Origin of the sequence: Tardiphaga sp. 285_C5_N1_2 (assembly GCF_052076065.1) — a bacterium.
Lineage (GTDB): Bacteria > Pseudomonadota > Alphaproteobacteria > Rhizobiales > Xanthobacteraceae > Tardiphaga > Tardiphaga robiniae.
Map to the genome: position 1 here is coordinate 4957086 of NZ_CP197241.1, position 14236 is coordinate 4971321.

At 61.8% G+C, this 14236-nt stretch carries 13 protein-coding genes; 4 read left to right on the forward strand and 9 right to left on the reverse strand.

From position 1 onward, the window contains the following. Positions 1 to 94 precede the first annotated feature (94 nt). From AB7951_RS23510 to AB7951_RS23535, 6 genes are all read right to left on the reverse strand, one after another. Entirely contained in the window at positions 95 to 799 is a 705-nt protein-coding gene (locus AB7951_RS23510; protein WP_068733264.1) for an ABC transporter ATP-binding protein, read from the reverse strand. Next, positions 783 to 1517 (reverse strand): ABC transporter ATP-binding protein, encoded by a 735-nt coding sequence (locus tag AB7951_RS23515; RefSeq protein ID WP_068733262.1) that lies wholly within the window; start codon positions 1515 to 1517, stop codon positions 783 to 785. The genes AB7951_RS23510 and AB7951_RS23515 overlap by 17 nt, the downstream gene beginning before the upstream one ends. Further along, complete coding sequence (locus AB7951_RS23520) at positions 1514 to 2497, reverse strand: branched-chain amino acid ABC transporter permease (protein WP_170849756.1); 984 nt, start codon at positions 2495 to 2497, stop codon at positions 1514 to 1516. The genes AB7951_RS23515 and AB7951_RS23520 overlap by 4 nt, the downstream gene beginning before the upstream one ends. Further along, positions 2497 to 3330 (reverse strand): branched-chain amino acid ABC transporter permease, encoded by an 834-nt coding sequence (locus AB7951_RS23525; RefSeq protein ID WP_231081212.1) that lies wholly within the window; start codon positions 3328 to 3330, stop codon positions 2497 to 2499. Before AB7951_RS23525 ends, AB7951_RS23520 begins: the two co-directional genes overlap by 1 nt. A gap of 267 nt (positions 3331 to 3597) precedes the next feature. After that, positions 3598 to 4848: an ABC transporter substrate-binding protein gene (locus tag AB7951_RS23530; RefSeq protein WP_068733256.1), complete on the reverse strand. Its 1251-nt coding sequence runs from the start codon at positions 4846 to 4848 to the stop codon at positions 3598 to 3600. Positions 4849 to 4929: 81 nt separating this feature from the next. Next, complete coding sequence (locus AB7951_RS23535) at positions 4930 to 5748, reverse strand: putative hydro-lyase (protein WP_175368759.1); 819 nt, start codon at positions 5746 to 5748, stop codon at positions 4930 to 4932. 119 nt (positions 5749 to 5867) lie between these two features. Here AB7951_RS23535 and AB7951_RS23540 point away from each other — a divergent pair, with 119 nt between their 5' ends. Genes AB7951_RS23540 through AB7951_RS23550 form a run of 3 tightly spaced genes read left to right on the forward strand, consistent with a single transcriptional unit; the run spans position 5868 to position 9005 of the window. Then, positions 5868 to 6785 (forward strand): LysR family transcriptional regulator, encoded by a 918-nt coding sequence (locus AB7951_RS23540; RefSeq protein WP_439062175.1) that lies wholly within the window; start codon positions 5868 to 5870, stop codon positions 6783 to 6785. A 41-nt stretch (positions 6786 to 6826) separates the two neighbouring features. Then, the gene (locus AB7951_RS23545; RefSeq protein ID WP_439062174.1) at positions 6827 to 8074 is read left to right on the forward strand and encodes a Zn-dependent hydrolase; all 1248 of its coding nucleotides are present in this window, start codon (positions 6827 to 6829) and stop codon (positions 8072 to 8074) included. A gap of 22 nt (positions 8075 to 8096) precedes the next feature. Beyond that, positions 8097 to 9005, forward strand: a complete 909-nt coding sequence (locus tag AB7951_RS23550) for an NAD(P)-dependent oxidoreductase (RefSeq protein WP_439062173.1) — start codon at positions 8097 to 8099, stop codon at positions 9003 to 9005. 73 nt (positions 9006 to 9078) lie between these two features. On the opposite strand, the gene AB7951_RS23555 is transcribed toward AB7951_RS23550, so the two are convergent. Next, positions 9079 to 10155 (reverse strand): tartrate dehydrogenase, encoded by a 1077-nt coding sequence (locus tag AB7951_RS23555; protein WP_093759542.1) that lies wholly within the window; start codon positions 10153 to 10155, stop codon positions 9079 to 9081. A gap of 145 nt (positions 10156 to 10300) precedes the next feature. On the opposite strand from AB7951_RS23555, the gene AB7951_RS23560 reads away from it, so the two are divergent. Then, positions 10301 to 11080 (forward strand): SDR family oxidoreductase, encoded by a 780-nt coding sequence (locus tag AB7951_RS23560; protein WP_093759543.1) that lies wholly within the window; start codon positions 10301 to 10303, stop codon positions 11078 to 11080. Between the two features lie 168 nt (positions 11081 to 11248). Here the strand turns inward: AB7951_RS23560 and AB7951_RS23565 are convergent, their stop codons facing one another. Together AB7951_RS23565 and AB7951_RS23570 are read right to left on the reverse strand one after the other, a co-directional pair. Then, complete coding sequence (locus tag AB7951_RS23565) at positions 11249 to 12160, reverse strand: 4-(cytidine 5'-diphospho)-2-C-methyl-D-erythritol kinase (RefSeq protein WP_439062172.1); 912 nt, start codon at positions 12158 to 12160, stop codon at positions 11249 to 11251. A gap of 4 nt (positions 12161 to 12164) precedes the next feature. Next, positions 12165 to 13952, reverse strand: a complete 1788-nt coding sequence (locus AB7951_RS23570) for a tetratricopeptide repeat protein (protein WP_231078089.1) — start codon at positions 13950 to 13952, stop codon at positions 12165 to 12167. Between the last annotated feature and the right edge of the window lie 284 nt (positions 13953 to 14236).

Consider the following 14236-nt stretch of genomic DNA (forward strand, 5'->3'; position numbering starts at 1 on the left):
AGCGCAGCGAAGCAATCCAGAAGCGGCAAGCGCAGATGGAACTGGATTGCTTCGTGGCTGCGCTCCTCGCAATGACAGCCGAAGCGACCGAGCGCTACAGCCCCAGATACGCCTTGCGCACATCCGGATTGGTCGCAATCTCCGAGGCCTTGCCCTGCATCTGGACGCGGCCGGTCTGCAGGATATAGGCGCGGTCGGCGATCTCCAGCACTTCGGCCATGCGCTGCTCGACGATCAGCACAGTCATGCCCGCGTCGCGGATCTTGATGACCGCCTGAAAGATCTCGTCCACCAGCTTCGGCATGATGCCCTGCGACGGCTCGTCGAGCATCAACAGGCGCGGACGGGTCATCAGTGCGCGGCTGATGGCCAGCATCTGCTGCTCGCCGCCGGACAGGGTTTCGGCGCGCTGCTCGAGACGTTCGGAAAGGCGCGGGAACAGGTCGAACACCAGCTTCAACGGCTCGTCGCGATCGGGCTTGCCGCGATACATGTAGCTGCCGAGGCGGAGGTTGTCTTCCACCGACAACCGCGGAAACAGCCGGCGGTTTTCCGGCACATAGGCGATGCCGCGCGCGGTGATGAGATGCTGCGGCACGCCGTTGATCTGCTCGCCATCGAAGGTGACGGTGCCCGAACGCGGGCGCTCGGCGCCGGCAATGGTCTTGATCAGCGTCGACTTGCCGGCGCCGTTGGAGCCGCAGACGGCGACGATCTCGCCCTTGGCGACGTCGATGGTGACGTCCGAAATGGCGACCAGCCCCTGATAGGCGGTGGTGGCCTCACGCACCGACAGCATGGCGATCCCCGAGATATGCACTGATGACTTCAGGATGCCGCACGACATCCGCGGGTTTGCCCTCGACAAGCTTCTTGCCGAGATTGAGCACGATGGCGCGGTCGACCAGCGGCATGACGATTTCCATGACGTGTTCAACCATCAGCACGGTGACGCCGGTCTCGCGGACCTTGCGGACCAGGGCCACGCCCGACTGCGCCTCGAGCGGCGTCAGGCCGGTGAGACATTCGTCGAGCATCAGGAGCTTCGGTTCGGTGGCCAGCGCACGGGCCACTTCGAGGCGACGCTTCTCCGACGGAATGAGATCCCTAGCAAGCTTGTCGGCGCGCGGGGCAAGACCGCAGAACTCAAGCACCTCATGTGCCTTGCGCCGCGCATCGCGCATCTTTTCGTTGCGGATCAGCGCGCCGACGATGACGTTGTCGATCACGGTCATGGTCTCGAAGCTCTTCACCACCTGGAAGGTGCGCGCGATACCGCGCTGGCAGCGTTCCGCCGCCGGCATCTGCGTGACGTTCTCGCCGTTGAACCAGATCGTGCCCTGCGTCGGCGGCAGCACGCCGGCGATCAGGTTGAACAGCGTCGACTTGCCGGCGCCGTTCGGCCCGATCAGGCCGACGATTTCGCCAGCGCCGACGGAGATCGAGACGTCGCTATTGGCGATCAGGCCGCCGAAGCGCTGCCAGACGCCACGGGTTTCGAGAAGAGGTGTCGTCATTGCGGCACTCCTTTCGAAGCCGGACGTCGCGAGAACAGGCCGATCAAACCATCGGGCCGCGCCAGCGAGATCACGACGATCACTGCGCCATAGAGGATGAGATCGACGCCGCGGCCGGAGCCGCCGATGAAGGAGCGCGTCAGTTCGGTCATCGGGATCAGGATGACCGCGCCGAGCACCGGGCCCCACAGCGTGCCGATACCGCCCAGCACCGCAGGCAATGCCATCAGCAGCGAGAACTGGAAGGTCATGACGCTTTCAGGATCGATATAGGAGACGAACTGCGCATAGAAAGCGCCGCCGATCGCGGTGAGGAAGGCCGAGACGGCCGCTGCGCCCATCTTGGAATTGAACACCACGACGCCGAGGCTTTCGGCCGCATCGGGATTATCCTTCACCGCGCGCCACCAGAAGCCCCATTTGGAGTCTTCCAGCCACCAGGTGATGAACCAGGCGACGCAGCAGAACACCAGCGCGAAGTAATAGAACGGCAGCTTGCTGCGCGTGAACTGGAACTTGGCCCAGCTATCGCCGCGCACCGGGATGTCGATGCCGAGCGCCGCACCGGCATAGTCCCAATTGTGGAACAGCAGGAAGCCAATTTCGGCGATGACGATTGTGGCGATGACGAAGTAATGGCCGCGCAGGCGGAAGGTCGGATAACCCAAGGCGAGCGCGATCAGCGCGGAAATGATGCCACCGCCGAGCATGCCGAACCACGGCAGCACGCCGAATTTGGTAAACAGCAGCGCCGTCGTATAGGCGCCGAGGCCAAAATAGAGCGCGTGGCCGAGCGAGATCTGGCCGCAATAACCGCCAAGGATGTTCCAGGCCTGCGACAGCGCCGCATACATCAGGGTCAGCACCATGATGTTCTGGACATAGACGTCCTTGACGAAGAACGGCACGCAGGCGGCGATGGCCGCAAGCGCGGCGGCGAGAATGAGGTCGCGGCGGCGACGTTGGGTGAAGCTGTCCATCAGATCGATCCGAACAGGCCGCGCGGCCGGACAAAGACGACGAGAAGATAGACGGCATAGATGCCGACCGATTTGAGCGACGGCGGCAGGATCATCGCCGTGGTCGCCTCGACCAGACCGACGATGATGCCGCCCGCGAACGCGCCGAACACGCTGCCAAAGCCGCCGAGCGCCACGGTGACATAAGCGATCAGCGCAAAGGACGCGCCCACATCAGGGTAGATATAGAAGAAGATCGCCATCACGCCGCCGGCCAGACCGATCAGCGCCGAGCCGAGGCCCCAGCCGAGGGCAAACACCTTGTTCTTGTCGATGCCGACCAGCGCCACGGCACCGGCATCCTCACGGGTCGCTTCCAGCGCGCGACCGAAATCGGTCTTCTTCATGAAGAAGTAGAGTGCGCCGAAGGCGGCGATCGAGATCAGCGCACCGACCAGCTGCGGCACCGGCAGGAACACCCCGAAGATCGAGATCGTCTTGCCGCCGAGGAACGAGGCCGGGATGCTTCGATAATCCGGGGTGAAGAAGAACTGCGCGAGGCCGCGCATCAGGATGGCGAGGCCGAAGGTTGCGAAGATCTGCACCATGCCGATATTGGCCTTGGCTCGCATCGCGAAGCGTATGATCACGAGATAGATCACCGCGCCGAACACGAACATGCCGGCGGCCACCAGCGGGATCGACAGCAGTGGATCGACCGCCCAGAACATGAACAGGAAGAAGGTGAGGTACATCGCCAACATCAGGAATTCGCCATGGGCGAAGTTGGTGACGTCCATCAACCCGAAGATCAGCGCGAGGCCGACCGCGAGCAGGCCGTAGAGCAGCCCCATCAGCAATCCGCTGGCAAGGCTCTGGATGATGGTCGCGGCGGTCACGAAGTAATCCTCTCTGTCTGTCGTCCCCGCGAAAGCGGGGACCCATAACCACCGACATCACAACTGGGCAATGCCGGTCAGACCAGGTGCAAACCAATCCTTCGGAGGATATGGATCCCCGCCCCCCGCACGCCTTCGGCGTGCTAGGCGGGGATGACACCGGAGTATGTGGTGGCATCGTCGAGTCCGACGACGCCACCACATGCGTTTAGAGAACGCGCCTTACGGCATCGGCCAGATCGCATCCGCCACGGCGGCCTGCGGCGGGAAGATGGTGACGAACTTGCCACCATTATACTGCAGCAGTACCGGATCGGCGTTGTTGTTCTGGCCCAACTCGTCGAACTTGACCTTGGCCCACGGCATGATCGTGCTTTCGCCCGGCATGTCGGTGGCGACCAGCGCTTCGCGGATTTTCTCACCATCGGTGGACTTGGCACGATTGATGGCATCGGCCATCACGATCAGGCCCATGAACTGGCGCGAGGAGTAGTCGTTGAAGTCCTTGCCGGACTTCTCCTTGAACATGTCGTTGATCTTGCCGACCATCGGACGCTTGGCGGCGAGATCGAGCGAGAACGAACCGCGCGAGATCACGCCCGGAATCTTGTCACCGACCGCATCATACAGCGCCTTCTCGGAGAAGCCGGCGTCCTGTGCGACGATGTTCTTGGCCTTGTAGCCGAGTTCGCCCATGGTCTTGATGAGCAGGATGCCATCGGTGGTGTAGCTCGACGGCATCAGCACGTCGGCATTGGCAGCCTTGAGCTGCTGCACTTCGGCAGTGAGTGACGGCGAATTGGCGCGATACTTGATGTCGGCGACGATCTTGTAACCGCGATCGGCAGCGAGCTTGAGCTGCGCATTCGCGGAGTCCGTGCCGAAGATGGTGTCTTCGTGGAACAGCGCCAGCGTCTCGATCTTCTGGCCTTTTTTCTTCAGCGCATCGAAGAAATCGAACATCGCCGTCGAGAACATTTCGTCATGCGGGGCGGCGCGGAAGTAATATTTCAAACCGCGGCGATGCAGGCTTGGCGACGAGTTGTCGGCCGACAGGAACGGGATCTGGTAGCGTTCGCAGATCTGGCTGACGGTGACGGCGACGGCGCTCTGATAGGTGCCGACGATGGCCGAGACCTTCTCCTGGGTGATGAGGCGTTCGGCTTCAGCGCGGCCCTTCTGCGGATCGGCTTGGTGGTCGGCAAATACGAGACGCACCTTGGCGCCGCCGAGACCGGTGAAGCCTTCGCCCTTCGCCATCGGCAATGCGAAATCGTAATCCTTGTTGATGATGTCGGCAGCCGTTTCGAAAGCCTTCTGCGCATCGACACCGATTTGCGCGCTGGCGCCAGACAGCGGATAAATCACGCCAATCACGACTTCCTTGACCTGCGCGCGCGCGGGCTTGGCGAGAGGCAGCAGCGCGGCGGAAGCGGCGCCTCCAAGCAATACGTTTCGGCGAGAAATCGTCATGTCTTTGTCCTTTGTGACCGGCGGCTATCGATGAAACTAATCAAGGTTACGGTAAAGCCCGAAAGATCGGCAAGCTGCTTCTTATAAAACAGCCAAATGCTTATTCTTCAGGTCCGTGACGAGCATGACACCCGGCGCATGCGTAATCGCGAACGGCACGCGCGCTGCAGCAATGACCGCTTGCGGCGTGACGCCACAGGCCCAGAACACCGGGATTTCATCGTCGTTGATGTGCACCGCATCGCCGTAATCAGGCTTGTTGATATCCTTGATGCCGATCGACTGCGGCAGACCCAGATGTACCGGCGCGCCATGCACTGCGGGAAACCGCGAGGTGATCTGGACGGCACGGATCGCATCAGCCGGCTTCAGCGGTCGCATCGACACCACCATCGGCCCGGCGAACGGGCCAGCGGATTTGCAGGCGATGTTTGTGCGATACATCGGCACCAGCACATCCTGTTCGATGTGACGGATCGGCAGGTCATCGGCCATCATGGCTTCTTCGAACGAATACGAACATCCGATGACGAAAGACACGAGATCGTCGCGCCAGTACTTCGTCACCTCGTAAGGGCGATCAATCGCCTCGCCGTCCTTCCAGACGACATATTGCGGAATGTCAGTCCGGATATCGAGATCAAGACCGAGCGCGGGAATGCTTGGATTGCCGACATCCGACATGCCGATGATCGGGCACGGCTTCGGATTGAGCTGGCAGAAGCGATGGAAAGCCGCGGCCTGGGCTTCCGGCAGAATGACGAGATTGCCCTGGACATAACCCGGGGCCACTCCGGCGGTGCTGCCATATTTGCCCGCGCGATATTCGCGGCGAGCAACCGCGCTGGGCAAATCCGAGGATCGATCGTCGCTTTGCTGCGCTGCCGAAGAAATAGCCATCTTAGTGTCCTGCCTAATTCTGCCTCGACACGCACTGAAACTCAGGGCTAGTATAATGTCTAATCGTTGTTTTTAATCGATATCCATAAATCCTACTTATCTATAGCCGGATCGCATCCATGGCGGACTTCAAGGCGCTGGAGACTTTTCTCTGGGTGGTCAATCTCGGCAGCTTCCGCGGCGCGGCCCAGAAGCTCAACACGACCCAGCCGGCAATCTCCCAGCGTATCGCGCAACTGGAACACGAGATGGGCGTGCGGCTTCTGCAGCGGGACCGCCGTATGGCCTCGCCGACGACGGCCGGACGGCAGATGCTGGTCTATGCCGAAAAGCTGATCGGCCTGCGCTCCGAGATGATGGCGGCGGTTGGCGATCGCTCGGCAATGCGCGGCGTTCTGCGGCTCGGCGTCGCCGAGACCATCGTCCACACTTTGCTGACGCGGCTGATCAAGCACGTCAACATCTCGTATCCGAACCTGTCCCTCGAAATCGAGGTTGATATCACGCCGAACCTGAACGCGCGGTTGCAGGCACAGGAGATCGATCTCGCTTTCGTGCTCGGGCCGCTTTCGACATCCAACATTCGCAACCGTGTGCTGTGCGACTACCCCGTCGGCTTTCTCGCCAGCCCTTCGCTCGGGCTCGGCAATGATCTGCTCTCGATCCATGACCTCGCGAAATTTCCCATCATCACCTTCTCGCGCAAGACCCGGCCCTACGAGATCGCGCGCTCGCTGTTCAACCGGCCCGACCTGCCACCGATCCGGCTGCACGCCAGCGCGTCGCTGTCTACCGTAATGCACATGGCGATTGAGGGCTTAGGCATAGCACTGATCCCGACAGCCATCATCGAGAACGAACTCGCGGACGGACGGCTGCAATTGCTCAATACCAACCTGCAACTCCAGCCGCTGACATTTTCGGCAAGCTGGCTCGCGTCACCCGACACGGCCGCGATCGAACTCGTCGCAGGCATTGCTGCGCAACTGGCGCAGAACAGCCCATTGGTTGACGAGCCGGCATCGCCGGGTCATTGAAAAGCAGGCCTCTTCAACACAAACTTCTCGGGACAGACCGCATGACCAAGCTTGGCGACAACCTCAAAATCGATTCCGCGCGGCTCTGGGACACCATCAACGAGACGGCGAAATTCGGCGGCACGCCAAAAGGCGGTGTGCGGCGTTTGACGCTCGGCCCTGAAGATAAACTGGTGCGCAACTGGTTCCGCAAGGCGTGCGAAGATGCCGGCCTGGAGGTGCATGTCGATGCCCTCGGCTCGATGTTCGCGCTGCGTAAGGGCCGCGACATGTCGACGGCCCCGATCGGCATCGGCTCGCATCTCGACACTCAGCCGACTGGAGGCAAGTTCGACGGCATTCTCGGCGTACTCGGCGCGCTCGAAGTCGTCCGCACGCTGAATGATGCCGGCATCGAAACCGAGATGCCGATCTGCATCGCCAACTGGACCAACGAGGAAGGCTCGCGCTTTGCGCCGGCGATGATGGCCTCCGCCGCCTATGTCGGCGACTTCACCACCGACGACATTCTGTCGCGCAAGGACATTGCAGGTGTCACCGTCGGCGAAGCGCTCGACGAGATTGGCTATCGCGGCGACGTTGCGGTCGGCACGCAGAAATTCTCGGGCTTCGTCGAACTGCATATCGAGCAGGGCCCGATCCTGGAGGCCGAAAGCAAGACCATCGGCGTGGTCGATTCCGGCCAGGGCGTGCTGTGGTTCGACGGCAAGATCACCGGCTTCGAGAGCCATGCCGGCTCGACCCCGATGCCGCTGCGCAAGGATGCGCTGGCGACACTGTCCGAGATCGTGCTGGCCACCGAGCGTGTCGTCAGCAATATCGGCGCGCTCGGCACTATCGGCGAAGCCGTGATCGCAAATCCGTCGCGCAACGTGATCCCCGGCGAGATCGCCTTCACCATGGATCTGCGCAGCGCCGACGCCGGCAAGCTGGACGCCATCGAGAAAGGCGTGCGCGATGCCATCAAGGAGATCGCCGCGCATCGCAAGGTCGACGTCGCCTTCGACAAAGTCTGGCACAAGCCGCCGACGCACTTCAACAAGGACTTCGTCAATGCGGTCGAGACCGCTGCGACCTCGCTCGGCTACTCGCATCGCCGTATCACCTCTGGCGCCGGCCACGACGCCTGCAACCTCAACAACATCATGCCGACAGCGATGGTGTTCATTCCGAGCAAGGATGGTATCAGCCACAACGAGCTCGAAAGCTCGACGCAGGAAGATTGCGCCGCCGGCGCCAATGTATTGATGCATACGGTGCTGGCGCTTGCCGGCGTCGCATCGAAATAACGAAGACAGACAGGGGATAGTGATGCGGGGTGTATTCGTCGATGCCAGCGAAGAACTGGCGAAGATTCTGGAACGGCTGACGCAGCCAGGCGACATCGCAATCAAGATCAATCGCGATGAGGACATCAAGTCAGCCGATTTGCCTGGGGTGCTGGACGGCGCCGAGATCGCCATAGTCGATCACACCTATCTGCCGACCGATGTGGCCAAGCAGTGCGCCGGCCTGAAGCATGTCGTGTTTCTCGGCACCGGTGCGCGTAGCTACATGCACATCGAGGAGCTCGCCGAACTCGGGATCGAGGTGCATCTGATCCGCGGCTACGGCGACACCGCCGTCGCCGAATGCGCCGTCGCGCATATGTGGGCTGCCGCGCGCGGCCTTGCCCAGCAAGACCGTGAAATGCGGGCCGGCAACTGGTTGCGCGACGAGGGCATGGAGCTGACTGGCAAAACGGTTGGTCTGATCGGCTTCGGCGGCATCGCTGCGGAAGTCGCGCGTATTGCGCTCGGTTCGGGCATGAAGGTGATTGCCTGGAACCGGTCGCCGAAGACCCATCCCGGTGTCGAGTTCACTGACATGGAAACCGTGCTGTCGCAGAGCGACGTCGTTTCAATTCATCTTCTGCTGAATGACGAGACGCGCGGCATGATAACACGCGACCGCATCGCGCAGATGAAGAAGGGCGCGATCCTCGTCAATACTGCCCGCGGCGCCGTGATCGATGAAGCGGCGATGATCGATGCGCTGCGCTCCGGCCATCTGCGCCATGCCGGTCTCGACGTGTTCGACATCGAACCGCTACCCGCGAACCATGTGCTGACGACACTGCCTAATGTGACGCTATCGGCGCATTCCGCGTTCCGCACGCCAGAGGCCAGCATCAATCTGATCGCAGCGGCGTGGAAGCATTGCCGGCGGATTGCGGCTTAAGCGCTGCGAACTCCCAAAATGAAAATGCCCGGCTCAAAAGCCGGGCATTTTTCTAGATGCGCAAGAAGCAGAATTACTCCACCATCTCCGCGACGGCCTTGCCGCAAGCGCCTGTATCGGCCTGACCGCCGAGATCGCGCGTCCGCAGCGTGCGTTCACCGAGCGTGCGTTCAATCGCCTTGACGATGGAATCCGCTGCAGCCTTCTCGCCGAGATGCTCCAGCATCATCGCGCCGGACCAGATCATACCGATCGGATTCGCGATGCCCTGCCCGGCAATATCCGGCGCCGAGCCATGCACCGGCTCGAACACCGACGGGAAATCGCCAGTCGGATTGATATTGCCGGATGGCGCGATGCCGATGGTGCCGGTGCAGGCCGGGCCCAAATCGGACAGGATGTCGCCAAACAAGTTGGATGCAACCACGACGTCGAACCAGTCCGGATGCATTACGAAATTCGCGGTGAGAATGTCGATGTGATACTGGTCCCACTTCACATCGGGATAGTTCGCGCCCATCGCCTTCACGCGTTCGTCCCAATAGGGCATCGTAATCGCGATGCCGTTGGACTTGGTCGCCGAGGTCAGGTGCTTCTTCGGCCGCGACTGCGCGAGATCGAACGCGAACTTCAGGATGCGGTCGACACCGGTGCGGGTCATCACCGTCTGCTGGGTAACGAATTCACGGTCGGTGTCCGGGAACATGCGACCGCCGACGGATGAATATTCACCTTCGGTATTCTCGCGCACCACCCAGAAGTCGATGTCGCCGGGTTTGCGACCGACCAGCGGACAGGGCACGCCGGGCATCAGGCGCACCGGGCGTAGATTGACGTATTGGTCGAATTCGCGCCGGAACTTGATCAGCGAGCCCCACAACGAAATGTGATCCGGAATCTTTGCCGGCAGGCCGACGGCGCCGAAATAGATCGCATCGTGCTTGCCTATCTGCGCTTTCCAGTCGTCCGGCATCATCTGGCCATGCTTCTCGTAATAGTCATAGGACGAGAAGTCGTAATGATCGAAATGCACCTTCACACGATGCTTTTTCGCTGCCGCTTCAAGGACACGCAGGCCTTCCGGCATCACTTCCTTGCCGATGCCGTCGCCGGGGATGACCGCGATCCGATATTCTTTTTGTGCGCTCACGTGGGGTTTCCTTCGCCAGTAATTCTGCCTGCAGATGTGGACCAAAGCCGGCCTGCGATCAACGCTGCACTGCAATGTTGACCGGTTTTGCCGCAGGGGCCTAACTCTGTCGCAGACAATCCCTTCTGCAATCCAGAGGCATTCCATGGATCTTCATTTGCGCGGCAAGCGCGTCCTGATCACGGGCGCATCCAAGGGTATCGGCGCGGCGGCCGCGGAAGCGTTTGCCGAAGAAGGCTGCGATCTCCGCCTCGCGGCCCGCAATGTGGAGCAGATGCAAGCGCTGGCGGACCGGCTGCGATCCAACCACCAGATCGACGTCGCCGTGCATGGCGTCGATCTGCGCAAGCCGGACGATCTGGCCGCGCTGGCGGTCGCAACTGGCGATATCGACATCCTCGTCAACAATGCCGGCGATATTCCCGGCGGATCGCTCGACAGGATCGACGAGCCGACCTGGCGCCATGCCTGGGACCTCAAAGTGTTCGGCTTCATCAATCTGACGCGCCTCGTCTATGCGCAGATGAAGGCGCGCGGTCATGGCGTGATCGTCAACGACATCGGCGCTGCCGGCGAGAAGTTCGACGCCAATTACATCTGCGGCAGCGCCGGCAATGCCGCGTTGATGGCGTTCACGCGGGCGCTGGGCGGCAAGAGCCTGAAGGACAATATCCGCGTCGTCGGCATCAACCCGGGCCCGGTGGAGACCGAGCGCCACATCACGCTGATGAAGACCCGCGCCAAGGCGCAATTCGGGGACGAGAACCGCTTCCGGGAATTGCAGCAGGGCTTGCCACTCGGCCGCGCTGCGAAACCGCGCGAGATCGCCGACATGATGACGTTTCTGGCGTCAGATCGCGCGGGCTATACGACCGGCGTGATCTACACGGTGGATGGTGGCTACAGCGCAGGCTGGGGTAGTTAGTTGCTTTTCTTAACCTCGCCCCGCTTGCGGGGAGAGGTCGGAGCACGAGCGGCAGCGAGTGATCCGGGTGAGGGGGAGCCAGTGTTTCACTCGCTGGCTCCCCCTCACCCGTCGCGGACTTCGTCCGCGCCACCCTCTCCCCGCAGGCGGGGCGAGGGAAAAAGCGCGCTAGCTCAGCGCGCCGGCATGCACCCACCACAGCGGGTGGGCGAGTTGAATGGCACCGGCCGCGCGCTGCGCATCGGTGTCGTTGCCGAACAGCGCAAAACAGGTCGCGCCCGAACCCGACATGCGAGCCAGGCGAACGCCTTCGGCACCGCGTAAGGCCGACAGCACGGTGTCAATCGCGGGCTCGACCTTCAGCGCAGGCGCTTCGAGATCGTTGGTTCCGGCATTGAGCGCATCGATCCAGGCATCGAGTGAGCCGCCTTCATTCGGCCAGGTGGCCCGTTTCAACACGTCCTTGACCCCGACACGCAGCTCGCCATTCTTCAGACCGAGCTCCTTGAACACATCCTTGGTCGCTACCGGCACGCGCGGATTGACCATCACGCAGGGTAAACGCGGAATGCTGAGCGGCAGCAGGTTTTCGCCCACACCCGTCATCACGCAGGCGTGCGACGGCACGCAAACCGGCACATCGGCGCCGGTCAGGCGCGCCACTTCGAGCACGCGGGGATCGTCCATTTCGAGATTGTTGGCGCGCACCAGGAGGCGGAGCGCTGCGGCAGCATCCGCCGACCCGCCGCCAATGCCGGCGGCAACCGGCAAGTGCTTGTCGAGTGCAAAGCGCCCGAATGTAAGATCCTCAACCCGCTCGCCGAGCAAGCGCGCGGCCTTGATAACGAGATTATCGGCGGTGTCGCCACATTCCTGCGCGCGCGGACCGGTGGCCGTGAGCGACAGATCGCCGCCAGCTTCCAGCGTCAATCTGTCGGCGCAATCGGCAAAGGCCACGACGCTTTCGAGATCATGATAGCCGTCAACTCGACGGCCGATGACGCGCAGGGTCAGATTGACCTTGGCGCGCGCATCTTCTTCGAGAACCGGGCTCGTTGAACCGGTCGTGCCCCCAACCATGGAATTAGCCGCCTTTGCCGTCTTCTTTTTTCTTGTCGTTGGATGCGGCCGAAGACGAAGGTTCGTCCGACAGACCGTTTTCCATCTTGGCTTCGATCTTCGGAATCTCTTCGGCTTCAGGCTTCAGGTCCTTGGCGTGCTGCCACTGGAACTTGGCTTCCAGCTTGCGACCGACGCGCCAATAGGCATCGCCGAGATGGTCGTTGATGGTCGGATCTTCCGGCTTCAGGTCGATGGCGCGCTCGAGCTGTTTCACAGCGTCGTCGAAATTACCGATGCGGTAATAGGCCCAGCCGAGCGAGTCGACGATGTAGCCATCGTCCGGACGCTGGTCGACGGCGCGCTTGATCATCTTCATGGCGTCGTCGAGGTTGATGCCCTGATCGATCCAGGAATAGCCGAGATAGTTCAGCACGTGCGGCTGCTCGGGCTGCAATTCGAGAGCCTTGCGCATATCGACTTCAGCCTTGGCCCACTGCTTCGAACGCTCAAGGCAGATGCCGCGGAAGTAGAAATACACCCAGTTCGGCTTGTCCTGGTTGGCGGCGATGACATCGATGCCCTTGGTGTAGGTTTCGGAGCAGTCCGCAAACTTCTTGCGCCCGCGTTCGATATTGCCGAGCGCCATGATGGCTTCGAGATCCCGGGGATCGTCGGCGACAACACCCTTGAGAATCTTGATGCCTTCATCGCTGCGATCAGCCGCATCGAGATCGGTGGCCTGCTGGATCTGCGCATTGCGCTTCAGCGCCGAATTGGCGGGCACGCGCTCATAGACCTTGATGGCCATCTGCGGCTTCTTCACCGACTCATAGAGGTCGGCGAGCGACAGCAGCGCCAGCGAATGATCCGGCTTGAGATAAAGCGAGAGCTGCAGATAGACCAGCGCGAGGTCTTCACCGCCGCGGCGGGTTAGCGATGCGCCGATGCCATAAAGTGCTTCAGCAGCGCCAGCCTGCGGGCTGTCGACCAGCGGTGCCAGTTTCTTGCCGGCCTTGGTTTCGCGGATACCTTCCAGCACCAGCGGATGACGAGCGAGCTTTTTGTTGAAGGTCTCGTAGATGCCGAGCGCCGCAGCATCGTCCTTGTTGCGCGAGGTCCAGCGGCCATAGGCGTCGACCACGCGCAGCGCGGAATCGTCGAGCTTGTAGGCGCGCTCGAAACGGGCGCCCGCATCCTTCTGCTTGTTGGCAAGATCGAGGATCAGGCCAGCATGCAGATCCTTGAAGATCGGATACCATTCCGGACCGGCCAGCTTGTCGATATTGGCAATCGCCGTCTTGCTCTCGCCGGCGCCGTAGCCGGCCCAGGCCGACAGCAGCGTCGCAACGAGGTCGGTGATCGGGCCGCGCACCGACTGGTTGATATTGGTCTGCGCGGCAGCGTATTTCTTCAGCTTGAGATCGCGCACACCCACAACGAGACGGGCGACGCGGTTCGACTTGTCGATGGTGAGGATGCGATCGGCGAGCTTGACGGCCTCTTCGATATCGCCATCAGCGAGCGAGGAGATGAAGGCGCGATCGAGCAGTTCGTTGTTCTTCGGATCGGTACGCAGCGCGGAGCGGTAAAACGCCGCAGCCGAGGTGGCGTCGCGCTCGACGCTGGCGTGGCGGGCGGCCAGATAGCTGCCGGCGGTGGTGAGCGACTTCAGATCGCGGGAGGTGGGAAACTGGGCGGCGGAGCTATCGCCGGTATGATCCGGGGTTTGCGCTAGCAGCTGACCGGGCATCGCGAGGACGGCGACCGTGGCGGCAGCGAGCGTCAAACGATTGAAACGGATGGACAACATAGGGTTCGCCTAGCTCCAGGATTTACGGGCAGGATATCGAGCAAAATGCGAGCAAGACTGCAAGACAGGCTCGGATGCGCAGCCGACCCGGCAATAGTGCGCATGCCAACAATGCCGCGTTTGGCGGTCAATCGCAAGGATCGGAGGCGCGATCGCACCAGTGGCACCTTGAAGCCTGTCAGCAATTGGGCCGCCGGATTGCGCCACTGCCCCTGAGAACGCTCGCACTGTGGCGTTATCGTGACATCCGGCCGGTGTAGCGGCCCGCCTACGGGCGCCGCCGC

Excerpts from the sequence above, each read along its gene's own strand:
- AB7951_RS23510 (WP_068733264.1), bottom strand. The coding sequence starts at position 799 with ATGCTGTCGGTGCGTGAGGCCACCACCGCCTATCAGGGGCTGGTCGCC.
- AB7951_RS23515 (WP_068733262.1), bottom strand. The coding sequence starts at position 1,517 with ATGACGACACCTCTTCTCGAAACCCGTGGCGTCTGGCAGCGCTTCGGC.
- AB7951_RS23520 (WP_170849756.1), bottom strand. The coding sequence starts at position 2,497 with ATGGACAGCTTCACCCAACGTCGCCGCCGCGACCTCATTCTCGCCGCC.
- AB7951_RS23525 (WP_231081212.1), bottom strand. The coding sequence starts at position 3,330 with ATGGGGCTGCTCTACGGCCTGCTCGCGGTCGGCCTCGCGCTGATCTTC.
- AB7951_RS23530 (WP_068733256.1), bottom strand. The coding sequence starts at position 4,848 with ATGACGATTTCTCGCCGAAACGTATTGCTTGGAGGCGCCGCTTCCGCC.
- AB7951_RS23535 (WP_175368759.1), bottom strand. The coding sequence starts at position 5,748 with ATGGCTATTTCTTCGGCAGCGCAGCAAAGCGACGATCGATCCTCGGAT.
- AB7951_RS23540 (WP_439062175.1), top strand. The coding sequence starts at position 5,868 with ATGGCGGACTTCAAGGCGCTGGAGACTTTTCTCTGGGTGGTCAATCTC.
- AB7951_RS23545 (WP_439062174.1), top strand. The coding sequence starts at position 6,827 with ATGACCAAGCTTGGCGACAACCTCAAAATCGATTCCGCGCGGCTCTGG.
- AB7951_RS23550 (WP_439062173.1), top strand. The coding sequence starts at position 8,097 with ATGCGGGGTGTATTCGTCGATGCCAGCGAAGAACTGGCGAAGATTCTG.
- AB7951_RS23560 (WP_093759543.1), top strand. The coding sequence starts at position 10,301 with ATGGATCTTCATTTGCGCGGCAAGCGCGTCCTGATCACGGGCGCATCC.
- AB7951_RS23565 (WP_439062172.1), bottom strand. The coding sequence starts at position 12,160 with ATGGTTGGGGGCACGACCGGTTCAACGAGCCCGGTTCTCGAAGAAGAT.
- AB7951_RS23570 (WP_231078089.1), bottom strand. The coding sequence starts at position 13,952 with ATGTTGTCCATCCGTTTCAATCGTTTGACGCTCGCTGCCGCCACGGTC.